The 23,364-nt window shown below is 59.7% G+C and carries 19 protein-coding genes and 2 pseudogenes; 13 read left to right on the top strand and 8 right to left on the bottom strand.

Annotated elements, in window-relative coordinates:
* The 6 genes from PMI14_RS03160 to PMI14_RS03185 form a co-directional block, all read left to right on the top strand.
* On the top strand, window positions 1-1,074 hold a 1,074-nt coding region (locus PMI14_RS03160; RefSeq protein ID WP_007849457.1), incomplete at its 5' end, for an AAA family ATPase.
* Window positions 1,075-1,085: 11 nt separating this feature from the next.
* Window positions 1,086-1,745 (top strand): metallophosphoesterase, encoded by a 660-nt coding sequence (locus tag PMI14_RS33330; protein ID WP_007849458.1) that lies wholly within the window; start codon window positions 1,086-1,088, stop codon window positions 1,743-1,745.
* A 382-nt stretch (window positions 1,746-2,127) separates the two neighbouring features.
* Window positions 2,128-2,958 carry a metallophosphoesterase gene (locus PMI14_RS03170; protein WP_007849462.1) on the top strand — a complete coding sequence of 277 codons (831 nt, stop codon included), beginning with the start codon at window positions 2,128-2,130 and terminating at the stop codon, window positions 2,956-2,958.
* The gene (locus PMI14_RS03175) at window positions 2,955-3,776 is read left to right on the top strand and encodes a metallophosphoesterase (protein ID WP_007849464.1); all 822 of its coding nucleotides are present in this window, start codon (window positions 2,955-2,957) and stop codon (window positions 3,774-3,776) included. Before PMI14_RS03170 ends, PMI14_RS03175 begins: the two co-directional genes overlap by 4 nt.
* 16 nt (window positions 3,777-3,792) lie before the next feature.
* Complete coding sequence (locus PMI14_RS34680) at window positions 3,793-5,058, top strand: type II toxin-antitoxin system HipA family toxin (protein ID WP_007849466.1); 1,266 nt, start codon at window positions 3,793-3,795, stop codon at window positions 5,056-5,058.
* A 72-nt stretch (window positions 5,059-5,130) separates the two neighbouring features.
* Window positions 5,131-5,682 (top strand): HAD domain-containing protein, encoded by a 552-nt coding sequence (locus PMI14_RS03185; RefSeq protein WP_052024314.1) that lies wholly within the window; start codon window positions 5,131-5,133, stop codon window positions 5,680-5,682.
* A 56-nt stretch (window positions 5,683-5,738) separates the two neighbouring features.
* Here PMI14_RS03185 and PMI14_RS03190 read toward each other — a convergent pair whose 3' ends face one another.
* A complete protein-coding gene (locus PMI14_RS03190) occupies window positions 5,739-5,939 on the bottom strand; it encodes a type II toxin-antitoxin system VapB family antitoxin (protein WP_007849469.1) in 201 nt (66 codons plus the stop codon).
* An 876-nt stretch (window positions 5,940-6,815) separates the two neighbouring features.
* Entirely contained in the window at window positions 6,816-7,247 is a 432-nt protein-coding gene (gene tnpA / locus PMI14_RS03195) for an IS200/IS605 family transposase (RefSeq protein ID WP_007849472.1), read from the bottom strand.
* 50 nt (window positions 7,248-7,297) lie between these two features.
* On the opposite strand from tnpA, the pseudogene PMI14_RS03200 reads away from it, so the two are divergent.
* The 5 genes and pseudogenes from PMI14_RS03200 to PMI14_RS03215 all read left to right on the top strand — a co-directional run bounded on the left by PMI14_RS03200 (window position 7,298) and on the right by PMI14_RS03215 (window position 13,872).
* A pseudogene (locus PMI14_RS03200) lies at window positions 7,298-8,093 on the top strand (DNA/RNA non-specific endonuclease).
* A gap of 587 nt (window positions 8,094-8,680) precedes the next feature.
* Entirely contained in the window at window positions 8,681-9,112 is a 432-nt protein-coding gene (locus tag PMI14_RS34015) for a helix-turn-helix domain-containing protein (RefSeq protein ID WP_162137114.1), read from the top strand.
* 323 nt (window positions 9,113-9,435) lie between these two features.
* Window positions 9,436-10,338, top strand: coding sequence for a TnsA endonuclease N-terminal domain-containing protein (locus PMI14_RS34020; RefSeq protein WP_007849476.1), 903 nt, complete (start codon window positions 9,436-9,438; stop codon window positions 10,336-10,338).
* Window positions 10,329-12,593: a DDE-type integrase/transposase/recombinase gene (locus PMI14_RS03210; RefSeq protein ID WP_007849479.1), complete on the top strand. Its 2,265-nt coding sequence runs from the start codon at window positions 10,329-10,331 to the stop codon at window positions 12,591-12,593. Before PMI14_RS34020 ends, PMI14_RS03210 begins: the two co-directional genes overlap by 10 nt.
* A gap of 154 nt (window positions 12,594-12,747) precedes the next feature.
* The gene (locus PMI14_RS03215) at window positions 12,748-13,872 is read left to right on the top strand and encodes an AAA family ATPase (RefSeq protein WP_108016775.1); all 1,125 of its coding nucleotides are present in this window, start codon (window positions 12,748-12,750) and stop codon (window positions 13,870-13,872) included.
* A gap of 59 nt (window positions 13,873-13,931) precedes the next feature.
* On the opposite strand, the gene PMI14_RS34025 is transcribed toward PMI14_RS03215, so the two are convergent.
* From PMI14_RS34025 to PMI14_RS03240, 6 genes are all read right to left on the bottom strand, one after another.
* A complete protein-coding gene (locus tag PMI14_RS34025) occupies window positions 13,932-14,876 on the bottom strand; it encodes a TniQ family protein (RefSeq protein WP_007849484.1) in 945 nt (314 codons plus the stop codon).
* Between the two features lie 23 nt (window positions 14,877-14,899).
* Complete coding sequence (locus PMI14_RS03220; protein WP_035202188.1) at window positions 14,900-15,229, bottom strand: transcriptional regulator; 330 nt, start codon at window positions 15,227-15,229, stop codon at window positions 14,900-14,902.
* A 147-nt stretch (window positions 15,230-15,376) separates the two neighbouring features.
* Entirely contained in the window at window positions 15,377-17,119 is a 1,743-nt protein-coding gene (locus PMI14_RS34030) for a TnsD family Tn7-like transposition protein (protein WP_007849490.1), read from the bottom strand.
* 671 nt (window positions 17,120-17,790) lie between these two features.
* Entirely contained in the window at window positions 17,791-21,201 is a 3,411-nt protein-coding gene (gene ligD / locus PMI14_RS03230; RefSeq protein ID WP_007849492.1) for a DNA ligase D, read from the bottom strand.
* 7 nt (window positions 21,202-21,208) lie between these two features.
* The gene (locus tag PMI14_RS03235) at window positions 21,209-21,391 is read right to left on the bottom strand and encodes a DUF3606 domain-containing protein (protein ID WP_007849494.1); all 183 of its coding nucleotides are present in this window, start codon (window positions 21,389-21,391) and stop codon (window positions 21,209-21,211) included.
* A 32-nt stretch (window positions 21,392-21,423) separates the two neighbouring features.
* Window positions 21,424-22,305, bottom strand: a complete 882-nt coding sequence (locus PMI14_RS03240; RefSeq protein ID WP_007849496.1) for a Ku protein — start codon at window positions 22,303-22,305, stop codon at window positions 21,424-21,426.
* A gap of 139 nt (window positions 22,306-22,444) precedes the next feature.
* On the opposite strand from PMI14_RS03240, the gene PMI14_RS34685 reads away from it, so the two are divergent.
* Window positions 22,445-22,768, top strand: coding sequence for a hypothetical protein (locus tag PMI14_RS34685; RefSeq protein ID WP_146187987.1), 324 nt, complete (start codon window positions 22,445-22,447; stop codon window positions 22,766-22,768).
* Between the two features lie 345 nt (window positions 22,769-23,113).
* Window positions 23,114-23,364: pseudogene (locus PMI14_RS34690) on the top strand (hypothetical protein); the annotation flags it as partial.

Consider the following 23,364-nt stretch of genomic DNA (forward strand, 5'->3'; position numbering starts at 1 on the left):
CTTCTGCTGGAGCGATCCTTCGACAAAGTGGCAGATGCCGAGTCAAACCTGCTGGGCCACTTGCACGTCCCTGTGTATGCATGGGACGAGCCGCTCAAGTTGCTCGAGCGTGCAGTCTTCACACCCGACAAGCAACTGCACCAGCGCGGCAGCGACCTGTACCGCCAACTCCGCGCCAGGCACAAAAGCCACGTCCGGCCTGTGGGCTATGCCTTGCCCGCACACGAGTTCGTGTTGCGTAACCTCAAGCGAGTTGGCCAGCTGATGCCCCATTTCAGAGAGGTCTTGGCTCTTGTCCGGTACAGCCTGACCCTCTCCTATGGGAGAAGACAGCCGATGCACATTCCGCCCATCCTGTTGCTGGGTGCTCCGGGGATTGGCAAGACGCATTTCTGCATGGAGCTTGCCAAGGCGCTCACGTTGCCATTGCACCGCCACAGCTTCGACAGCGGGATCACAGAGACCGCACTCACGGGCTCAGACAGCCGGTGGGCCAACACGTCGCCGGGCATGTTGTTCGAGGCGCTGGTGCTGGGTCCATCGGCATCGCCCATGATCTTTTTGGACGAGATCGACAAAGCATGCCGAAGCGAGCGCGCAAACCCAATCGCTCCCCTGCACACGCTGCTGGAGCCTGTGTCTGCTAGCGCCGTCACCGACATCAGCTTGAACTTCACGTACGACGCCTCCCATGTCGTGTGGATTGCCGCCGGCAACGATGCCGCGGCTGTGCCCGCGAGCATCCGCAGCCGGTTCCGTGAGTTTGTGATCACGGCACCGCGCGGTGAAGAGGCCATCGAGGCAGCCTACGTGGTCACTCAGGCGGTGCACGCACGCATGGGCTTGGATCTGTTCGATCCCCCGAACAAGCGCATCGTGGTCGCGCTGGCCCATCTGCCGGCGCGCCAGCAGATCCAGGCGCTGGAGACCGCTTTCGCCCGGGCCTTTGCCAATGGCAGTCGCGTGGTCCAGCTGCACCACTTGCCGGCCAGCGTGCTGGACATCGCGCCAGGCGACGAGGAGCAGGAGGCGTTGGACCAACCGGAAGACCCGCCGAATGGCTACCTGCATTGAAAGAGACAACCATGCAATTCACTGAAACCCTGGACCTGTTCATCTGCACATTGGCCACAGAGAGAGACCGCCCAGATGTGCACGCAACCATGCTGGCGTTGGCTGATCCCGACACCATCACCGCAGTGAGCGTCCAAATCCAGCAGTCCCTGGCCCGCGGCGAGCGGGTGTGGCTTACCGCGGATTTGCATCTCAATCATGCCAACGTCATCCAGTACTGCAACCGGCCCTTCGCGGATGCCGCGACGATGAACGAGTACTTGGTCGCGCAAACCAGAAAGGTGCGGGACGACGAATGGCTGGTGATCGTGGGCGACGTGGCCATGGGCGACCACGACGCGGCGATGACGTGGGTGCGGCGCATCCCGGGCCGCAAGGTCCTGGTGCTGGGCAACCACGACCTCACGCGCGCCGGCAAATGCCGCTACCTGAACGAGCGGGCCGAGGACCGACGGCGTCCGCTCTTCGAAGCGGTAGTGCCGTTCTTGGCTTGGCAGGACACGTTGGGGCAGAACGTCTTCGTGAGCCACTACCCGGCCTCGGTGGACTACCCGCTGCCCCGCATCCTCAACTACCACGGACATCTGCACCGGCAGGTGCTGCCCCACACCGAGTCCGCGCACTTCGTGAACGTGGGCTGGGATGTCACACAAGGACTGGTATGCCTCTGAAACCCAAAACCGTCATTCGGCGTTCGGAACCCACCGGCTTGGTATGCATCGACCGTCGCCAGCGCCTGTCCATGCCTGCGGGCTCGAAGGCTGGGACCCGCGTGTATTTCTCGCACACGCGATTTACAGGGGACCTGTGCGAACTGTCTCTGTTCACGATCTCGGGCAAGCCGCGGAGGCTCAATGGGGGGAGATTGATTTCCGCGCGCATCCGAAGAGGCGGCTTCGTACCGCGCTCCAAATGGCGCGAGGACGAATCATTCGCGATAGTGGGCGCGCCCAAGGCACGGCTGCCCAGTCGCCGCCCTTTCGCCCTCCCCAGTCGGTCGAACCACTTCGTATCGCTCGCCAGACTGCACAGAAGGCTCCAAAGGAGCTGGCTATGAAACTGCTCATCCTGTCCGACCTGCATGTCGAGTTCTCGCCCTTCGTTCCCGATCCCGCAGCCACCGCGGCTGCCGATGTGGTCGTGCTTGCCGGCGACATCCACATCGGCAGCCAGGCAGCGCGCTGGGCCCGCAAGACCTTCGCGGACAAGCCGGTCGTGCTGGTCGCAGGCAACCACGAGTTCTACGACGGACATTGGCAGCGCACGCTCGATGACATCCGGGAGATGGCGCTGCGCGAACAGGTGCACTTCCTGGAGAAAGACGCGGTCGTGATCGGGGGCATGCAGTTCCTTGGAACGACCCTGTGGACCGATTTCGAGTACTTCGGCGCAGCCACTGTGCCCCGGGCCATGGCAGAAGCGCAACGGTACATGGCGGACTACATGTGCATCCGAGGCTGCACACCCGAAGCCACACTCGAGCGCCACCGGGCCAGCCGGGCCTGGCTGGAAGCCGAGCTGGCCAAGCCCGCATCCCCTGGCGACCGGGTGGTGGTAAGCCACCATTACCCGCGCAAGAGGTCGACCGCGCCGCAGTACCAGAACGACTTGTGCACGGCAGCCTTCGGATCCGAGTTGCCTGCCGAGCTGCTGGACCAGGCTGGGCTGTGGATCCATGGGCATACGCACTCATCTTTCCAGTACCGCGTGGGCAGGTGCCGCGTGGTCTGCAACCCGCGCGGGTATCCAACGGGCTGGCTTGCTGGCGAGTATGAGAACCGGGAGTTCAATCCCCGGCTTCTGGTGGAGCGGACCGCCGACGGTCGTTGGGTCCCCTGCGATACGTCTGGAGCACCAACAGGCGACGCAGAGGAGCAGCCATGAAGCTGCTCGTGTGCTCGGACCTGCACCTGGACCTGGCACCCTTTAGGCCGCAGCTGGACCCGGACTTCCTCAACACCGTCGACGTGGTGGTGCTGGCCGGCGACACCACCGAAGGCACGGGCGGGTTGCGTTGGGCGCGCGAGACCTTCCCGGACAAGCCCATCATCTACGTGGACGGCAACCACGAGTTCTACGGACAGCACTGGGACAAACACATCGAGGTGATGCGCAAGCTCGCCAGTGACTACCAGGTCCACTACCTGGAGAACGATGCCGTCGTAATCGGCGGTATGCGATTCCTGGGGTGCACCCTCTGGACGGACTATGCGCTGCACGGCGCCGACGGGAAGCTCATGGCGATGAGCACGGCGCGGCATCGCATGAGCGACTATCCGCGGATCAAGATCACCCGGCCGGCGGAAATGTACTGGCATGAGCGCAAGCACCGCCTGGTGCCGGCCATGGCCGGGCGCCGGCACGACGCGAGCCGGCAGTGGCTGGAGGAGCAGCTGGGCCTGGGCGATCCGGAGAACACCGTGGTGGTCACCCACCATGCACCCCACCCTCGGTCCATCCCCGAGGAGTTCGATGGCCACCCGCTGTCCCCCTGCTACGCGAGCAACCTGGAAGCCCTGATGGGCAAAGCCAGTACCTGGATCCATGGGCACATCCATGACAGCGTGGACTACGACGTGCGGGGGACCCGGATCGTCACCAATCCGCGTGGGTACAAGCTCACCGGGGGGCGCATGCAGAACTCGGATTTTCGGACGGATTTCTGCGTGGATGTGGGTGAATCAGCCGGCAGACACGTTTAACCCGGAGCGGGCAACCATGGCTTCTGAGATTTTCGTTTGGGCTTATCTGCCAGGAGATGTCGAGCCGACCCTGTGCGGACGCTTCGAGCACGGGACCTCGAGCACCGGGCACATGGGGGTGTTTGCCTACTACAAGTCCTACCTCCAGAACCCGAGCGCGATCGCCGTGGATCCCATCGCGCTGCCGTTGCGAGCACTGCAGTTCTCGACCACCCTGTCCAAAGGGGTCTTCGGGGCTTTGCTGGATGCGATGCCGGAGAGCTGGGGGCGGCATGTCATCGACACCGTGCAGTGGAGGCAGGATTTCCCGGCAAGGTACATGCTGAACACCGCTGGAGATGCGATCGGAAACCTTGCGTTCAGCCAATCGAGCACGGAAATCCCCGTTCGCAGGCTGCCAATCGGTGTCGAGGACATCGGCCTTGCGCAAGCTGTTTTGTATGACCTGGACAAGCACCCGGAACTGGTGTTTCCTGAGATGGTGGAGTGGGTTTGGGCAAACACGGCCATGGGCGGAGCGAGGCCGAAACTCACCGTGGAGAAGGATGGGCGGCTTTGGCTGGCGAAGTTTCCTTCACGCAATGACGATGCGAACCTGCCCATGGCTAAGCTGGAGGCCGCGATGTTGGACCTGGCCAGGCGCTGCGGCATTAACTCGGCTATTTCGCAGGTTGTGGAAGGTGATGGGCGGCACGGCGATGTGCTTTTGGTGGAGCGCTTTGACAGGGGGCCAGTCGATGGCAGAGGCATGGCCAGGCGTGATGCGTTCTTGAGCGCTCGCACGCTCTTCGAGTGCACGGGGTTCAGGTCGGACTACAGCGGCAGCTACGTCCGCCTTGCGTCCGAGCTGGAGCGCTACTCGTGCCAGAGTGAATCGGATCGGGCGGAACTGTTTCGGCGCATGGTCTTCAATGCGCTCATCTCCAACACCGATGACCACGACCGCAATCATGGGCTGGTGGCCGACGACATGCCAGGCACCTACCGGCTGAGCCCAGCCTATGACCTGTTGCCCCAGTGGCGAAGCACCAGACAGCGGGGCCAGGCAATGGCCGTCGGAAGCAACGGGGCCATGGCCACAAAAGAGAACCTTCTCAGCGAATGCGAGGCGTTTGGCCTCACGCGGCGCAACGCTGAGGAAGTCCATGGGCAGGTGGCCGAGCGGGTCGCCGCGAACTGGCGCGAGTGCCTTGTTGCCCAAGGCGTAGCCGACAAGGGCATCGCCTTGGTTGAGGGCTGTTTCTCTGTAGTCCCAGATTTGATGCCTGGCAGAAAGCATTGAAGCGCTCTGTCGCCCCTCGACCTCCACGCTGGTCGATGCGGACAAGACGCTTTGCAAGAAAGAACATTGCAGATGAAGCAACCCAAGGGCCGTGGAAAGCACGTTCTCTATCTCGACTTCGACGGTGTACTCCACCACGAGGACGTGTGGCGCCACCCACGTCGAGGGCTCTACTTTGGACCCAAGGGCGTCGGTCACACCCTCTTCGAAAACGCGCCCCTTCTTGAGCACCTACTGACCCCCTACCCGAATGTGCACATCGTGTTGTCGACGTCCTGGGTACCATCGCTGCGGTACAGCCGCGCTGTTTCAAAGCTTCCGCCGAGCCTCAAGGCGCGCGTTGTTGGGGCGACGTTCCACACGCGCATGAATCGCAATCTCTTTGACTGTCTCACCCGTGCACACCAGGTCCTGGATGACGTGGACCGCAGGCAGCCTGGCGCTTGGGTAGCTGTGGATGACGCCCTGGGCTGGCCGAAAGAGTCGCTACCGCACTTCGTTGCTTGCGACCCGGTTGCCGGCATTGCCGACCCGGAGGTGACAAGGGACCTTGTGGCCAAGTTGCAGTTGCACTTTGGACGTCCCGCCGAAGGCCCCGGGAAAGCGCCCACCCCAAAGGCGTAACTGCAATCGCAGCCGCAAGTGGCTCGCCCACACGGATGTGTCTGCCAGCACCCGCCTCAAACGTCTTCCTCCCGACGCCGCGGCACGTCTTTCATGTCGGGGGCGACGCCCCCCAGGGCCGCAAGGCGCTTGCCTGCTTGGATGCGCACGAAAGTCTTGAGCGCTTCACGGAACAGGTCGCCCTTTTTCATTGTGGGGTCGGCAACTTCCAGCGCACGCTCATACAGGTCATCATCAATGGTTACTGTGGTTCTCATGGCTTCACCGCGTCATCAAAATTGATGTCATCCTCACCCGATCAGATGGACGCGCCGCGCAGCTGATTTCGGCCAATCCGAGGTTCATATTCTGAGCATTTGCTAAAATTACGGCAAGACGGTTCGAGAGCGAGTGAGTAGACGGACCAGCTGCCTGTCCATCAGGTCCTGCATACCAGCAGGGGCAACAGAACCTCGCATGGATCTTCCTTCGGGTGGATCCGGAGAAGGGCCTTCGGGCCCTTTTTTCTTTTACCTGCAGTACTTCCGCGAGGTTGATCCGCGAATACACCGGGCCCTCATTTGCCGCGGCCCGAATGGAGCGCCCAACGTGGGCCCGGAGTTGGACGAAGTGCACTCGTTCCATGCCGATCTGTGGGATTTCAGCCAGTGGGGCCTTTCTCCAGATTGCATCCTGAATCCCAAACCCAGTTCTCCGCGTGGCTCGGAGAGTGAAGGATGAAATGCTAGCCTCCCGCAGCGCGATACGAGCGCCCAGATGAGTGTTAGCATCGACATCCAGTGTTGACCAGTCACCTCCTCAGGTTGTGAACTTGGTATCAACTGCGGCATGCGAATGCCGAGAATGATGCAGCACAGCGAGGTTGAACGTGGTTCAGCTGCTCTCCTTGGGATCCTCGCGCCTATTCCCCAAAGGGCCTCCATGTGGAGGCCCTTTTTTCATTGCATCCTCAACCAGATCCTCCTCAGTAGATGACGAAAGTTAGCAGCCTGGCCCTGGCCATTGCCCTATTGGTTGGCACCAGTAACCATCCCCCGGCAAAGCCGGGGGCTTTCGAGATGTGAGCCGCTCAAAGCGGCTAAACGGGGTCGCTAACGCGGCCCCTACTCTTTGCGCCACCTATTCGGTGGCCGCTACCTCCACAACCCAAGCTGTTCCAATCTCGCGTCCTCCTCCTCTTGGTGCCTTATGTAGTTGCGGATCACCTCTTCGTCTCGTCCCACCGTCGAAACAAAGTACCCTCGCGCCCAAAAGTGTTGGCCTACAAAATTCCTTCTGCGTTCTGCATACACCCTGGCCAGATGGATCGCGCTCTTGCCCTTGATGTATCCCACCACCTGCGACACCGCGTATTTCGGCGGTATCGATAGCATCATGTGCACATGATCCGGCATCAGATGCCCCTCTTCTATCTGGCTCTCTTTTTGACTCGCCAATGTCCGAAACACCTCCCCCAGGTGCTTTCGCAGCTCCAGGTACAGCGTCTTTCTTCGACATTTCGGTATGAACACCACGTGGTACTTGCAGTCCCATTTCGTGTGATTTAGGCTTTCTATCTTGTCCATCCAGTTCTTCCTTTCGTTTGCTTGGCGGCTCACGATTGGCAGTTTCTGCGATGGACATCCATACCTACGAATACGTCAAACTTCTACGGCCTCCCCGGCAGAGCCGGGGGGTCTCCCAACGGACTAGCATCGTCTTTGCCCGGGCTCCCAACCCGGCTTTTGAGAAGGATTCCTTCCGAGTCCCGCAGCCCACCAGCTTCGCGCATTTCCCGCAGTTTTTCGTGCATGGCAAGCCACCTGCTGTGCCAACCAGGCCTCTGCCGCGCGCGCTGTGCTACGAGGCCTTCGCGGTGCTGCACAGTGGTGAGACGCGCACGCTGGTATATGTCGCCCAGCGGCTGAATCGCCGGGTGATCGAGCAGACCGACCACAAGCGCGCCGACAAGTTCTTTGCGGATGCCCGTCTGCCAGGCGCCGAACTGGGGGACTACAAGCGCTCGGGGTACAGCCGGGGGCACATGGCGCCGGCGGGCGACATGTCGACGCCAACGGCGATGGCCCAAAACTTCAGCCTCGCGAACATGGTGCCGCAGAACATCCAGCACACCGGAGGACCCTGGGCCAAGATCGAGGAGGACACGCGTCGGTATGTGCTGCGGGCCCAGGGGCGATGTCTATGTCATTACGGGGCCGGTCTTTACGCGCACCAGCCCGTTCATCAGGGCGAACCAGGTTCGGGTGCCGGACTATCTGTACAAGCTGGTGTATGACGCAACCACGCAGCGGGCCTGGGCGCACTGGCACGCCAACCGTGAGGGCGAGCGCGTGGGGCCTCCAATCAGCTACCACGAGTTGGTGAAGCGGACGGGGATCGACTTGTCGATCCGCCCCGCTCCTCAACACTAGACCCTTTGGGAGTCCAGTGTGACTGCTGAGGTCATTTCCGTCGAATCATTGCTTGCGCCCACCAATTGCTACTGGCCATGGCCAAGCCTCCAAACGGCTCCCACCCGCACTTAATCGCATCGTTGACCTGCTCGATCAAGGTATTCATGTTGACATGGGAGAGGATGTTGTACTCCATTGCCTTCTTTCGGTACTGAATTCAAATCTGCGACTTGAAGGCTTTGAGTTGCGGACACCGCTACAAGCCCTCGGCCATCTTCTTGCGCCGAATCTAACAGTGGTGCATCCATCCGGTCCAACATCCTTACGCCCGTGACCGGCCCTTAGCCTTTGGACGTGGGCGTCAGTCTAGACGTAGCGCATCAGCCCCCCTAATCCGCCATCCTCACTCTGCACGAAAAATTACTTCCTGCATGCAGGCCTTCCGTCAATTGAAAGAAATTCGCAGAATAACAATGATGCGAAATAATGTTTCTCACAGATTGATAAATTCGATCTTTTATTGCGCAAAAGATTAAAAAGAAGCAAACTGTGGCACTTACTAGTTGATGTCTACCGAGACGGTTTGCCGTCAGGTTGGCGCCTGGATGATGCCCATCAAGCCTTGTAACCAGCATGCCCACGTCGAAGATGCAGAACTTAGTTCTGCATCTGGGAGCTTTGGTGAGTTGCTTTTCCTGGCACGGCGCTCACGCCAACTGAGTTTGCGTCAACTCGCTGAAAAGGCGAACGTGGTGGCATCTATCGTCAGTGAATACGAGAACGCGCGGCGCCCCGCGCCATCTGAGACTGTCGTGATCAGGTTGGCCAATGCGCTGAACCTGCCACATGACGAGGCGAACCGACTGGCGACGCTTGCGAATCAGGAACGCACAGCTATCGGCCTCCGCGTCGCGCGTACTACGCCAAGTCACGTAGCAGAGCTGCTTCGTGACATCGCTGGGATGGCCCAGCGCCTTTCGCCCGCGCAAGTGCGCTCAATCCGACAAACATTGCATTTGGAGGCGGCCATGAAATAAGAAACGGCAGGACCCCTTTCAGAGCCCCGCCGTCCAGGGTGGCCAGACCTAAGTCTTCGCGTTTGCACCGTAAGAATACTTGATCTGACCCCTTGGTGGTGGATTTGTTCGCGCCTATCAGGCGAACAACCGAGATGTCAGACCATGCAATCCATCACTGATCGTAGTGAGGCCCTTGCGCGTTCGCGGCAAGCAAGCTCCCCGCTGCACCCTAGCTCTAATTCCAGGTCTAGAGCGAAGCCCAGCAGTGACCAGTCCAAATCACCTTGCGGGGTGCTTGCACTCCAGCAAGCCGCCATCTCCCAATACTCGGAGGCGCGGCGATGAGGACTGAAAAGCGATTCACTCCGACCGTCCTCGAACGCTTTCTTCGGGAAGGAAGAGGAACAGGTAGCTATGCTGAATACTTGCCCTGGCACCGGGTCTCCCGGGGAGATCCGTCCAGTTTGGGCCGCTCGCATCTGATCCCATGGCGGCAACGCCAACGCGAACTTCTATCCGACGGGGAATGGACAGGTCTTAACTTTGCCGGCCTCCTGTCAGATCTGGTCGATCTCGTCGAACAGTTTCCGCTTAGCCAGGACGACGCTCTGCACGAGATATCTCGCTGGCATGTAGGGGGCGGGCTCACACACTATCCAGGGACGCTGGAAACAGCAAGGCTACTGGGTATCAAACACCCCAAGGTGAGCGAAGGCGACCTGACCCACATCTGGACGAGCACCACCGACCTGTTACTGGTTCTGCGAACTCAACGGGGAACGCTGGAGCTCCTCGCCGTGTCCTGTAAACCTTCGAGCGCACTTACTCGGCGAGCGAAACAGCTGCTTCTTCTGGAGAAGACCTATTGGGAGCGGCGCCGGGTACCTTGGATACTCATCACGCCCGAACAGTACGATGCGAACGTCGCCATGACGCTTCGCCGAAGCTCCCCCTGGGGATTTGATGAACCAGCGTCGGCGTCTCAAGTCAGCATAGCGTGCGAAGTGGTCCGAGGCATGCCTCGCCACCGATTTTCCAGCGTGATTCAGCAGCTCACTGATTTGTTCGGGGGAGAGCCCTATCGCTACGACGCGCAAAGAGCGCTCTGGCAATCCATCTGGCGCGGATTGCTACCAGTAGATTTGCGGCGGGGCTGGAGACCCCATCAACCTCTTGCATTGATCTCTCACCAGGAGTTCCATTCGCTCAATCCCATGCTGGTTCGGAGGTCTGCATGCATCTGATGCACAACCAGCTGTACCGACTGACGACCGACACCCATGGACTTGCAGCCGGTACATACCGGGTCATGGTGGATGATGGCACAGCAAAGGCAGTCTACTGCGCGCTCATCGAGCCAGCGGTGCCCCCTAGTAAGGGCAAAGGAGGCAGGCCGCGCATCGAAGACCTAAAACTAAAACGCAAAAAGCGATTTGCGCAAGCGCCGCGGGTCGGCGCTTTGTACAGAATTGAGCGGCATGATTTCCTTGATCTCATCGAGAGCCTAGATCTTGTTGCGCTCAGCCTAAAGAAACTTCCAGGCTCGTACTACGAGCCAATTGAACGGGCCTCCGCACTGCTTGATTTTCAAAGGCGCTGTCGGATCATGGAACCGTTCTTCGACCAAGAAAAGCTCAAGGAAAGCCTTCAGATTCACGGGAACCTTGCCAGCATGAAGCGAGCCGCGGCGCTGGAGCACGAAGTAAGTGAAAACTACGTCGACAAGCTTTGGTCGATTCTCTGCTATTTCGGACTGGAGCAACGTAGTCTTCGCACAAGAAAAGACAGATGCGGCGCACCAGGAGAGAAGCGGGATCTGTCAGAAGATAAAACGAGAAAAAAAGCAGGTAGAAAGACCTCTGGGCAGCGGCTCAACAAGCTGATCTGTGGCTGCTGGGGCGATGCGGTTCAGCCAGGCATGAGTATTGACTGGCGCGCGAGAATCATCCACGCAGACAATTCCATCAGCACACCAAAGCCGTCGATGCGGTCGCGGTATGAACGCATCATTGCTATTAAGTTCGCAACCGAAATGACTTTCGACGAGAACGGCAGGATCGTGGCCGTCGAGCTCAAAAAGGGACAGTACCCGAACTTTCAACAAGTCAAACGGGTGCTGACCAAAGACACCAGTGACATCGAGCGAATCCGAGAGAAGACAAGTCAGGGACACTTCAAACGTTCCCTCCGAGGGCTTTCTGGGTGCAGTTGGCAGGGCGCTGAAGGCCCGGGGATGATGTTTGCCATCGACTCAACGATCGGCGACGTTTATCTGAGGTCATCGATTGATCCCACTTGGATCATCGGCAGGCCAATCACCTACATCATTGTGGATGTCTTCTCGACCGCAGTGGTTGGCTTCTACGTCTGCCTGACAGGCCCCAGTTGGGCGACTGCTGCCGTCAGTATCTTCAACACGACCGCTTCCTCGTCGTTGCTGAGCGACTTGTGGGGATATGACATGCGTCAATCACTTTTCCCCGCCCCAACGCTACCTGCAAGTCTTCTTTGCGATCGTGGCGAATACCTGTCGAAAAGCGCCAAGGCAACAGGGATGAAGTTGCGCACCACGCTGCGCTACACCCCCCCGTTTCGACCCGACTTAAAAGGCGTAGTCGAAGTGATGCACCGCATCGCAAAGGACGCTCAGTACCAGTTCTTGCCCGGTGCGATGGATGCGCGTCGAGCTGAGTATGAACTGCGCCGCTCCAACCCGGCCGCAGCCACCATGACGGTGCGGCAGTACATGCAGTATCTCCACGAGGTCTTCTATATCTACAACCTGACCGCTGACCGCGCCCATCGACTAGATGCGCACATGGTGGCCGATGGGGTCTACCCGAGCCCAGGCGGACTATGGACCTGGGGTCACAAGGTGGGCATTGGCTTTATGCGCGCTCAGCCGCAAGCAGAGCTGATAGCTTCTTTGCTGCCTCAGCGCCATGCTCGCGTAACCGCAAATGGTGTGAAATTCCTCAAGAGTTTGTACCAATCGCCAATTGTTGACTCGGAGCAATGGACCACCCTTGCTCGGTCAAAGGGCGGCTGGGAGCTTCCAGCGTATTACTACCCGGGCTCGGTCTCGCGGATATGGACGCCACATAGCCGGGGCGATGAATTCATCGACCTGGCAATCTCAGACTACAGCCGCGCGTCGTCAGAGCTCACCTACGATGAGGTCGCAGACGCGTTCGCATTCCAAAAGCTGAAAGCGGCCGACATTGAGCACCAAAACTTGCAGGAGAAGGTCCTGGGCCTGAAGCGCATGCAAGCCATTCGTGCAAACGCGGAGGCAGAAGTTCGGGCAGCGTCAGACTCCTCCACAGGCCTGCTTCCGAACATTTCAGAGGCTAGGGCCTTGGAAGTCGAGCTGGCAGGTCGCCTCGGTGTAGGGGAAATTCGCGGCTCCAAGGAGCTTCGCTCTGAGGCGATGGACGCACACCACCAAATGATGAATGAGTTGTACGCGACCATGGATGCGGGGGAGGGGAATGCCTAAGGTTCCAAGCACCCAAGAGTTCGACCCATATGAAGGCAATGCCCTAATCGCTGGGCTTGGGCCCATTCTCCCAAGACTAGATGTTGCGAAACGCCTAATCGAGCTGCCGCCAAAGCCTCCTCCAGACATTGCTTCGGTCCCAAAGCACATTCGCATGCATTTGCTGATGGCCGTGCTCGATCTACATCTACCGAGCCTCGAGGAGCAACGGTTGTTCGAGACCATAGACCTCATGATCCGGCAAAACTATGATCGCCTCAGTCCGCTTGCACCTTCGACCTGGAGTCACATTAGCGGCCAGTCGGCCACAACCAATCAGCCCTTGAGAGCCACACCATCCGCTGCAGCTGTCGTGGGAATTTCCGGAACGGGGAAGAGCGAAGCAATAAGCCGTTGCCTGAGCCTTTATCCGAATCAAGTCATCCGACATGATTCGTTCTTCCGGATGGTCAACGGCTTGACGCAGCCTCTGTTCCTCTCTCTCAACGCTCCCTTTAACGGGAAGGCAGACCAGCTTGGCCTAGACCTCATGATCGCCTATCGGCAAGCAACGGGTAGTACCCGATTTGATGAGGCGCTGGAAAGTCGCAGTAAGCAAAACGGCCCAAAGCTTCTACGAGAATGGCTGCAGGTAGCCTCCAGTCACTTTTTAGGGTTGCTTCACATCGACGAGATTCAGAATCTGTTCAAGCTTGCTACAGTCGCAAGCCGGAAGCACCGCAACCCTGGCAGTAGAGCGCCAGAATTGCGAATCGTGGAAGACGAGACGCTCAAGTGGATCCTTACGTTCCTCAACACTTCACGCATACCCTTGTTGATCTCCGGGACTCCGGACGGCATGAGCGCCATCCAAACGCGCATTAGCAACACCCAGCGGCTCACTAGCTTTGGACATCATGTGTTCAAGCACTTCGAGGGTGACAACGAATCCACGTTCAAGCAGCATTGGCTTCCGAGGCTAGTCCTGTACCAGTACGTTGCACGTCCCCTTGCGCCATCCGATGAGTTGGTTGATCTCATTCTCACCAAAACGGGTGGAGTGCAACGACTAATCATCGCACTTTGGATCGCTGCGCACCGCGTCGCGTTTGAGAGGAAGGATGATGACTTGAGACTTGAAGATTTTCAGACGGCAGCCGATACGAATTTCGCATTGGTCTCCGGTGCAGTAGATGCGCTTCGGAGCAACGATCCCAGGCGGTTGGAACGCTACGAAGACTTGTATCCGCGGGACCCAGGCCTGTGGGCTCAGATTTTTGGGCCGACGTTGGGCCCGTGAACTCATTCGGCTGAAGCGCTGCATCCCCTCGATGCGGGGTACGACCACCCAGAGACAAACTATGGCGGTGAGAAAGCGCTGGCACTCAGGGGATTGACTTTATCGGAAAGGTCAGCTGGCCCATGACGTCCACTGACGGCTGCATTTGCGAGCGCGTTGATTGCTTCGTCGGCATTCTCAAAGAGCACGGCAATCACCAGAAGGTGCGACGCAACACTCGCTGTGGTGTGGAAAGGCACGCCGCTCGGCGCCATCTTGCCTCCCAAAACAACCGAAAGCCAATGCGCGGGAAAAACGTTCTGGACTCGATCGTCGATAGGGTGCTTGCTCCTCACGCGCTGTGTTTTCACAAGCCCCAGCTTTTCGGCGCGGCCTTTAAGAATCGGCCCAACGCTTCGCGAATCAAGCGGTGCCGTTCGGTCGTACATTGCGGTTGCGAGTTCGAGGTAGCGCTGTACAAACAAATTGCCGCGTGCCTCTGAAACGAATGTCGCATCATGCATTTGGCTTTGACCCAGTCGGTCCTTAGGAAACGCGCCGAAGCTGTCCTTGGACCTTGCAAAGTGCAGAGGAAGTGCATGCTTTGGGCACCATGTTTGCCCGGGCATCTGATGATCGCGACGCCAGTAGCTAACTCCGTGGAAATCAACATCCTCTTTGACACATTTTTCACAGAAAAATACCTGTAGGTCGCCGCGATGTGGGGTTCGGCCAAACAGCAAGGTTCTCATCTGGAGACTGCCGTGGGCAATGTGCGGGTAGTTCTGCGTGATGGCTCGTCTGAATGGAATAGAGGTGTGATTCCTAGCGAACTGTTCGGACGTCTGGCCAGCCATTTTGCTGAGCAGCTCATGCTTGGTAGCACCTTTGCCCGAACCAACCTGCACTGCGATTGCCCTCCACAGTAGATGGTCATATCTATAGCCGTTTATCTGCCTGATCCGACCAAGGTAGCCAAGATCCATTTCCTCCGGGAAGGGAGTGGGCTGCAAAAGCTTGTCCATGAGCTAACTCCAGACCGTTGCGATCACATAGGTTTGAGAACGGCCAACGATCGAATCACTGCGGCAAGCGCCTTGGCGTGCGATGCGGATCCGTCCCACGTGACCTGAAGTGCCTCAATCAGCTCACCATTGCTTCGCACCAGATCCGCACTTACCCCCCCCTCGAAGCGCTCCACGAACAAGCAGACTTCCTCAAACAAGCGAGATGCCCGAATGCCGTCTCCTTTGAGGATCCGGCTGACTTGGGACTGGCTTGCCCCCACATGCGCTGCGATATCAGCCTGGGCAATTCCCCGATCCACACAGATGCGGCGCACGTTTGCTACCCGCGCGCGAATCTCAGATTCAATCATGCATAAAGCATAACCCAATACATATATGCATATCAAGCTCGAGCTCTTGCGAGATCGGCTTGTCTCAGCGTAAAGCGGTCTTGCGCACGGAGGTGTGCGGTCAACGCAGCCTGAAAAGCTGCAAGAGTGTTGGGCAGACTTATTTAGTCAAGTGAGGAGGTCGCTTGCTCCCTGCGGCCGCGCAGCGATAGACCGCTGGATTGCCAGCCTCGTCAGAGGCAGCTTGTCCAGATGCCCTCGCTTGGCGTGCAGTTGGGGAATCAATGGATAAAGCTGATTGACGTGCCTCAGGCGTTCACCGCGCTCTTGCAGCAGTTGCAAGCAAGCCCTTTCCACGGCAACGCTCAACTGCTCATCCCGCGCTTGCCAATCGATGGCTGCTGGCTGCGGAGGACGATGAGATGGATTCGGAGAAGGCTTGTTCTCGATCAGCCATGAGCGATCATTGCGATACAGCCAAGCGTAAGCGGCAGGCTCGATAGTTCGCATCCATTTCATCCCCATGGCGCTCGATGTGTTGAGCAATTTGGCCCAGACTTTTCGCGCTTGGGCGCGAGCCCTTTCGTGTCTTGCCTCAGTCCAAGCTCGTTGGAGCCCTACTTCTGTCCACAGCACTCGGGATATGGTCTCTATGGATACACCTACCTCGGTGGCGACTGCAGATTTCTCAGCGCCGCGTCGCAGCCTTCTGATCGCTAGCTTGCGCAAGTCCGAGTGGAGTTTCTTGGGTCGACGTTGTACCGCTATTCCGGACTTCGCCGCCCAAACCTGCGCGGTTTGCGGATCGATTCCAACGCTTAGCCCTGCAGCCCTCGGCGAGAAGCTCTTGCCGCGAACCAAGACTTCGAACTCTTTCCTGCGAGCACAGTCGACTTCGCCTTTTCGCGACTGAGTCATATCACCTGTCAGAGCAGCTCGCTTTTCCACCGACGTGGACTGTACGAATCGATCCCATGTTCCAAAGAGCCAGTGGATCATCACGAGATGTCGGAAGGGATGCGTTTTGGCCCTAGGGGAACTAAAAAATCGGCCTAGCTGCGTTGAGGCTTGCTGGAGTGTCACGGGAAAGCCCGCAAACTCTTCGCGGGCCTGAAACAATTGCACGTGATTCAGGAACGACGTAGAAATCTCTTTGAGACGCATATGGCCGCCCACGGACAACCATCCGCGGTTCATGAATTCCGCCCGATAGTGTTCATTGAACCGATCTACGCCCAGTCCTGATCGAGCACCCTCTGAAACTGCCGTCTCAACCAGCGTCGCAAAGCTGGCCAAGAACTCAAGTTGAGGCGTGGCCGAATGCACTGCGCCGGCGAAGCTCTCACGAAGCTCATCAGCTCTGGGCAGCGCCCACTGAAACCTACCTACGCTGGTTGATCTGGATTGCTGGAGAAGCATCGCGTGCTTGGTGCAGGCCCAGACACCGGGATACTGATGCTTGATGTGCCAGTAGGCCCAGCCAGTGCTACTCAGGTCCTCTTGCATGCAGCCAAAACAAGCCTTCAGCGGATGGTTAGCAAGGAATCGGCTTGTTGCGATTCCGAGCCGGATTCGAAGGCTCAGGATGTGGCCATGCGACAGGCAATCGACCGCATAGCTCACGTCTTCTGGAGGTAAAAACGGTCGGTAGAATTTCAGAAGGGTTAGATTGATTGCGACGTCCCGGGCATCTCCATAGACCGCCCCAGTGCGTTCAACAAGAATTTGAAGACGATTGGGGAAGTCATGCAGAGACCCACATCGCGAATGAGAGAAGAACTGCTTGCTGGTAGTCGATGCGAGTGAGTTTCCCCAAAGAAAATGATGGCGACTCACCAAGCTGAATAGTGACTCGTCTGGCAACCGCGTCAGCAGTGGCGCTGCCGAAAACAGGTCGAGATGCTCGTTCATGGATGAACTCCTTGGAAGTCTTCACAGCAGGCCAGCGAAGCAGGCAAGGACCCTCTGGCGGGCTGTGAATCCAATGCAATCGAAAACGCGCGTTCTCAGTCGCCTCCCGCTAAAACAACCAAGTTGTTAAAGCTGCTTTCTCAATGTTTGCTGTACAGCAAATGTGACCAAAACACTTAACATAGGCCCCGCGACCGCGCCTGTCTCCTTTCAAGCCGGCGGGTCGAGCGCTGCTTGCTCGTGGATTCGTCCTTTAGAAGCTCCAACGCGAAGGGCTCGCTGGGATAGGTTTTTCGCACCTCCCCATTGACCATTCCGGTCACCGGAATACCCCCGCAGACGGTTTGTGTCCCAGGCGCGCGCCTGGCGCATTGCGCAAGGCTTGCCCACTCAGTGTCCAGACCGAGGATGATGGGTCCGTGCTCAGACATGGCAACAGGCTAGGAGCGATTCCTCGCAGGGTCAAGCAGGAGACGGCATCGTGCAAGCAACCGACCTACTAGTTGGCCTGCCAAACACTGGCTGCGATGGGGTCGCGGTTCGAGATAGGGGCGGCCAAAGTGAACTGCTGGCTGGAAGCCGTGTGGCTCCAAGCCAGCTCACTTATTTGGCTCAGCCAGGCAACGATGCATTCAAACCTTTGCTGCCCATCTCTGTCGACCTGGCAACCATCACGCGAGAAGCTTGAAAGCGCGGGTAATGGACTGCTTCTTCTTCCAGTAGCCACGCCAAGGGTCTTCCTTCTGAAAGCTCAAGTAATCGCGCGCCGTGCCTATCGTCCACTGCGCCCCGCCCTTCAGTTCTCTGAGCTGTTCCCACGCCACCGGCATCGAGACACCCATACCAGGTCGAGATCGCGCCGAGAACGCGCAAGCAGTGGTTTGCCCATGCCCGTTGCGCAGGTAGTCGATGAAGATCTTGCCCACCCGGTTCTTGCCGCCCATGATGGCCACGAACTTGGACGGAATGACCTTGGCCATGTGCTTGACCACAGCCTGCGAGAACGCCTTTACCTCGTCGAATTCGAGCTTCGGGGTGATGGGCACCACGACGTGCAGGCCCTTCCCGCCGCTCGTCTTGAGCCAGCTCTCCAGCCCCAGTTCGGTCAGCATCACCCGCGTGAGTTCGGCCGCCTCCTGCAGCATGGGCCAGGTCACACCTTCGCCGGGATCCAGGTCCAGGATGAACCGGTCCGGTTGGTTGATGCGTGCAATCTTCGAGTTCCAGGTGTGGAACTCCACGGCGTTCATCTGCGCCGCGGAGATCAGGCCCTGCGCTGAATCGACTGCCAGTAGCGCTGCATGCTCGGGCCACAGGGCTGGGTCCAGGTCCTTGACGCCGGGCATCTTGCTTTCGGAGTGCTTCTGGAAGAACAACTCTCCGGTGATCCCAGTCGGCGCGCGCACCAATGACACCGGCCGGTTCTTCAAATGGGGCAGCATGCGCTCGGCGATGCTCTCGTAGTAGCGCACCAGGTCGATCTTGCGCAGCCCAGTCGTGGGATCGATGACGCGCTCTGGATTGCTGATCTTCAGGCTGCTGGCCTTCGTCTTCGCTTTTGGCGTAGGGGCCGCGGTGGCGCTCGCGTTTGCTGGCGCGGCCTTGGCCAGCTCCCGAACGATGTCGCTGGCGGGCTTGTCCGTGCGAATCCCTCGGAACACCGCATGGCGGATGTGCTGGTCGGGAGTCCATTCGCCGAAGGCAACCTCCACCACCAGGGTTGGCTTCACCCAGCGCTCGGTGCCGGCCCGGCGCTTCGACCAGCGTCCCGGCTTGACCTCGGCCGCACTTACCGGCGGTGTTTTCACTTCCAGTTTCGTCAGTCGGGTGTGCAGATCCCTGCCTGCAGCCGAATCCCAACCCGTGCCGACCGAGCCCGCGTGGCGCAGTTGCCCCTCATCGTGGAAGCCCAGCAAAAGGCTGCCCACCTCCCTGGTGGCGTTAGACCGTTCAGTGAAGCCCAGCACCACGAATTCCTGGCGGTGCTGGCATTTGAGCTTGACCCAGGTGTCGGTGCGGCCCGACATGTAGGGCGCATCGGCGCGCTTGGCCATGACGCCTTCCAGTCCCATCTGGCAAGCCGCGCCCAAGAGCTGCGCGGGCGGCACTTCGAACGACTGGCTGAAACGCACAGTGTCGCTCTCGCGCTCGTCGAACAACTCCTTGAGCACAGCCCTTCTCGCTGCGAGCGGCACCGCGCGCAGGTCCATGTCGCCAAGGAAGGGCACGTCGAACACGAACAGCACGATGTCGCTCACCTGGGCGCTGTCGATGGCGTTCTGCAGACGGTTGAAGTCGGGGATGCCGGCATCGTTGAGCACGGCGATCTCGCCGTCCAGCCATGCACTGTTCAGACCAAGCTGGGCGACCGCGTCCGCGATTGGGCGCAATTTGTCAGTCCAGTCGTTGCCGTTGCGCGTGAAGATGCGCACGTCGTCGCCGTCGATGCGTGCCAATACCCGGTAGCCGTCGAACTTGGTCTCGATGACCCAATCCCCCTCCGGCACGGACGACACCAGCGTGGCGAGCTGGGGCGCCAGCGTGGCCGGCAGCTTCGCCTTCTTGGCCGCCTGGAGTGCGGTGTCGGTGTCTGGGGCGCTTGCGCGCCGAGGCACAGGGGCATCCCTTGGCTCCCGCTCTTCGATCAGGCCGAGGGGCTTGTCCACCACGCTATCAGGCAGCGCGGTGATGACGTCGTACTCGGTGCCCGGCCGTGCCCACGCATCTCCGCGCTTCTTGAACAGCATCCACTGGTCCTGTTTCTTCTCGCCGGGCTTGGAGATGCGCACCAGCTCCCACAGCCCGGCCAGCTTCTGGCCATGCAGCCTGAACATCACCTTGCCCTTGGCCAGACCCTCGCGCGGGTCGCCCACAGGCTCCCAGGTGCCGCGGTCCCACACGATGACCTTGCCCGCGCCGTACTCGCCCTTGGGAATGGCGCCTTCAAAGGTGTTGTAGTCGATCGGATGGTCCTCGACGTGTATGGCCATGGACTTGGTGGCCGGATCGTACGACGGTCCCTTGGGCACGGCCCAGCTGACCATGACGCCATCGAGCTCCAGCCGAAAGTCGTAGTGCAGGCGTGAAGCCCAGTGCTTCTGGATGACGAAGTGCAGCGCATCCGATGGGACTGCCTTCTTGCCGCGCCTGGCGGGCTTGTGCACACCGGCAGGCTCTGCTGTCTTGCTGAAGTCGCGCTTGGCGTTGTATTTGGCGAGGGGGGTGTTCGGCGTTGGTGCCGGCGCAGCCTTGGACACCTTCGCCGGCTCCGGGCTGGCTGCCGCTACGGTCTTGCGGCGTGCGGGAGCCTTCTTCTGCACCGCCAGTTCAGCCCACACCGGCGCGTGGTCGCTGGCGCCTTCCCGACCGCGCTCTTCGCAGTCCACGCCGGAGTCCGCCACCTTGAGCAGCGGCCCCGCCAAGATGTGGTCGATGCGCAGGCCGGCGTTGCGCTCCCAGCGCTTGCGGCGGTAGTCCCAGAAGGTGAAGGGCACACCCTTCCTGTGCACCTGTGCGATGGCATCGGTCCAGCCTTGCTCCAGGATGGAAGCATATGCCGCGCGTGGCTCTGGCTGCAGCAACGCGTTGTCGCGCCAGGTGTCGGGCTTGTAGATGTCGCCATCGGTCGGCACGACGTTCCAGTCGCCCAGCAGCACCACAGGGTAACCAGATTTCCACAGCTCCTGCGCGCGCAGGCGCAGGCGCTCGAACCAGCGCAGCTTGTAGTCAAATTTGGGGCCGGGCTGCGGGTTGCCGTTAGGGAGATACAGGCAGGCGTAGAGCACGCCATTGATGGCGGCTTCCACATAGCGGGCCTCTTTGTCCGTCGCATCGCCAGGCAGGGCTGTGACCACCGGCAAGGGTTCGTGACCGCGAGACAGCAGGGCCACCCCGTTCCATGCTCGCTGGCCTACCACCACAGCGCTGTAGCCCGCCGCCTCGACGGCTGCGGTGGGGAACTGCGCCGTAGGGCATTTGAGCTCCTGCAGCGCCACAACGTCAGGCTGTGTGCGGCGCAGCCAATCGACAAGCAGGTCTATGCGCTTGTTGACGTGGTTGATGTTCCAGGTCGCAACGCGCACCGCATGCTCACCGACCGCCCTTCAGGTGCGCCTCGACGGCCTTGGCGTCGTTGCCCACGGCTTTCACGGCGGCCTTGAGCTCTTCGGCGGTCACGCCGAACTTCTTCGCCCAGTCGCGCACCTCGTAGTCTTCGCTCACGCTGATGCGGGTGCGGTCCTGGCCGCCGGTCTTGGTCTTGTCATCGGACATGGTCGTCTCCTTGGGTTGGTGATCTGTGGCCGTCAGGCGGCTTTTCTTTGAGGAGCGGCTTTTACTGGCGCCTTCTTCGCGGGGGCCTTCTTGGCAGGTGCTTTCGCTTCGTCCTTGGCGCCGACCTTCAGGCTGCGCTTGAGCAGTGCGGTGAGGTCGATTACCTCGCCACCGGACTGTGGCACTTCCTCTTCGGGCTCCACCACGGTCTTGCCCTCGCCAGCCTTGGCCTTCTTCTCGACGAGCTTCATCACCTGGATGCGGAACTCGTCCTTGAAGTCATCGGGATTCCATTTGCCGGACATCTCGGCGACGAGTTGCTTGGCCATCTTGAGCTCGGCGGCACTCACGCTCTTTGCGCCGGCAGGCGGCAGCTCCAGCGAGTCGAGGCCCTTGACCTCGTCGCCCCAGCGCAGCAGGTTTAGTACCAACGCCGGGCCCGAAGGCACCAGCGCGGCCAAGTGCTGCTTCGTAGCGATAACGACCTTGGCCAGGCCGATCTTGCCCGTGGCGATCAGCGTCTCACGCAGCAGCGCATAGACCTTGTCGCTCTTGTTGACGGGCGCCACGAAGTATGGCCGTTCCAGGAAGATGAAGGGCATCTCGTTCGCGTCGATAAAGCGCTCGATCTCGATGGTCTGCGTGGTCTTGGGGAACACCGCTTCGACTTCTTCGGGGCTGATGATGACGTACTTGCCGTCCTCGTACTCCACGCCCTTGACGATGTTGTCCTTGTCGATTTCCTTGCCGGTGCGCTTGTTAACGCGCTTGTAGCCCACCGGATCCATGGTGCGCTTGTCCAGCCAGTCAAAGTCCACGCCCTCGCTGGTGGCGGCCGTGTGCAGGCCGACGGGAATGTGGACCAGGCCGAAGGTGATGGCCCCTTTCCAGAGGGTGCGGCTTCCAGTTGCCATGCTGATCTTCTCCACGCGCGGGGATCCCGGGTTTCGACAGTGTGCGATGCAGCGCAAAGCCGACTTGTAGGCGTTTGCTCACGCGCACAGTAGGCGCTCGCACCCTTCCCGGCGTATTGGCCCGGCCTATGCTGCGACGATGATCTCTGCGCTGCGCCATATCGCCGTTTACGTTGACGAGCCCACGGAAGGAAATTTCGTGTGGGTTTTGAACGAGCGTGGCCGCGATGGCGAGTGGATGGAACTGGAGCGCGCCAAGTCGAGCAGTCCGACATTCAAGGACGCCATGGCGCAGGGCCTGTGGAAGCTGCAATCCCTCGTCCCCGATCTCAATGCAGGTCCTCGTCAGCCAGCTGCAACGGCATCAGCCAAGCCCCGAGAAAACAAGCCGGAAAAAGCTCCAGCCATCGACGACTCGAGCAGCGCACCACGCTCTGCCTTCGGCTTTGGTCTTGCAAATTGAATGGGGCAAAGCATGCCGGTACCCGGACTCAAATCACGCGATGTCCCGGCGCCTGTGCCGCCAGCCCCTAGATCATGGATGGTCCCCTCTCTGGTATGGCTCGCGGCGGTGGTTGTCCTTGTGTTGACTTTGCTTCCATGGAAATGAGGGACACCCGAGTTATTTGCCGCGGCAGTTGCATTCGTTTTCGAGCGTCAAAAGCGGTTACTCACATTGCCAATTTTCCGACGCCTCTGTCAGCGAAGACCTACACGCTAGCCTGTGTTGGCGGCGCATTCTTGACGCCCTCAGTCGGTGGAAAGGCCCCTGCTGAGACTGGCAAACACCACTCAATTGGAGATAGCAATGGCTCGTGATTTCAATGACGATAACCAACGTCGCTTTCAAGGGCGCGATGGTAGTGATCAATCTGGCCGCCATGGTGAAAGCTGGGACGATAGCTATGGCAGCGCTCGACAGCAGGGCGGGTACCAAGACCGTGCCTACGGCCAGCAAGCCCAGCAAAGCGACTTCAACCGCTATGGCGGCCAAAACCGTGGCAACGACTTCAGTTCCGACTTCGGCTCCAGCCGCTACGGCGGGGCCGGGGCCCCCCC

The organism is Acidovorax sp. CF316 (assembly GCF_000276605.1).
GTDB lineage: Bacteria > Pseudomonadota > Gammaproteobacteria > Burkholderiales > Burkholderiaceae_C > Acidovorax.

What these genes read in the sequence shown, in the direction of transcription:
- PMI14_RS33330 (WP_007849458.1), top strand. Translation starts at nt 1,086, where the DNA reads ATGCAATTCACTGAAACCCTGGACCTGTTCATCTGCACATTGGCCACA.
- PMI14_RS03170 (WP_007849462.1), top strand. Translation starts at nt 2,128, where the DNA reads ATGAAACTGCTCATCCTGTCCGACCTGCATGTCGAGTTCTCGCCCTTC.
- PMI14_RS03175 (WP_007849464.1), top strand. Translation starts at nt 2,955, where the DNA reads ATGAAGCTGCTCGTGTGCTCGGACCTGCACCTGGACCTGGCACCCTTT.
- PMI14_RS34680 (WP_007849466.1), top strand. Translation starts at nt 3,793, where the DNA reads ATGGCTTCTGAGATTTTCGTTTGGGCTTATCTGCCAGGAGATGTCGAG.
- PMI14_RS03185 (WP_052024314.1), top strand. Translation starts at nt 5,131, where the DNA reads ATGAAGCAACCCAAGGGCCGTGGAAAGCACGTTCTCTATCTCGACTTC.
- PMI14_RS03190 (WP_007849469.1), bottom strand. Translation starts at nt 5,939, where the DNA reads ATGAGAACCACAGTAACCATTGATGATGACCTGTATGAGCGTGCGCTG.
- tnpA (WP_007849472.1), bottom strand. Translation starts at nt 7,247, where the DNA reads ATGGACAAGATAGAAAGCCTAAATCACACGAAATGGGACTGCAAGTAC.
- PMI14_RS34015 (WP_162137114.1), top strand. Translation starts at nt 8,681, where the DNA reads ATGATGCCCATCAAGCCTTGTAACCAGCATGCCCACGTCGAAGATGCA.
- PMI14_RS34020 (WP_007849476.1), top strand. Translation starts at nt 9,436, where the DNA reads ATGAGGACTGAAAAGCGATTCACTCCGACCGTCCTCGAACGCTTTCTT.
- PMI14_RS03210 (WP_007849479.1), top strand. Translation starts at nt 10,329, where the DNA reads ATGCATCTGATGCACAACCAGCTGTACCGACTGACGACCGACACCCAT.
- PMI14_RS03215 (WP_108016775.1), top strand. Translation starts at nt 12,748, where the DNA reads ATGCATTTGCTGATGGCCGTGCTCGATCTACATCTACCGAGCCTCGAG.
- PMI14_RS34025 (WP_007849484.1), bottom strand. Translation starts at nt 14,876, where the DNA reads ATGGACAAGCTTTTGCAGCCCACTCCCTTCCCGGAGGAAATGGATCTT.
- PMI14_RS03220 (WP_035202188.1), bottom strand. Translation starts at nt 15,229, where the DNA reads ATGATTGAATCTGAGATTCGCGCGCGGGTAGCAAACGTGCGCCGCATC.
- PMI14_RS34030 (WP_007849490.1), bottom strand. Translation starts at nt 17,119, where the DNA reads ATGAACGAGCATCTCGACCTGTTTTCGGCAGCGCCACTGCTGACGCGG.
- PMI14_RS03235 (WP_007849494.1), bottom strand. Translation starts at nt 21,391, where the DNA reads ATGTCCGATGACAAGACCAAGACCGGCGGCCAGGACCGCACCCGCATC.
- PMI14_RS03240 (WP_007849496.1), bottom strand. Translation starts at nt 22,305, where the DNA reads ATGGCAACTGGAAGCCGCACCCTCTGGAAAGGGGCCATCACCTTCGGC.
- PMI14_RS34685 (WP_146187987.1), top strand. Translation starts at nt 22,445, where the DNA reads ATGATCTCTGCGCTGCGCCATATCGCCGTTTACGTTGACGAGCCCACG.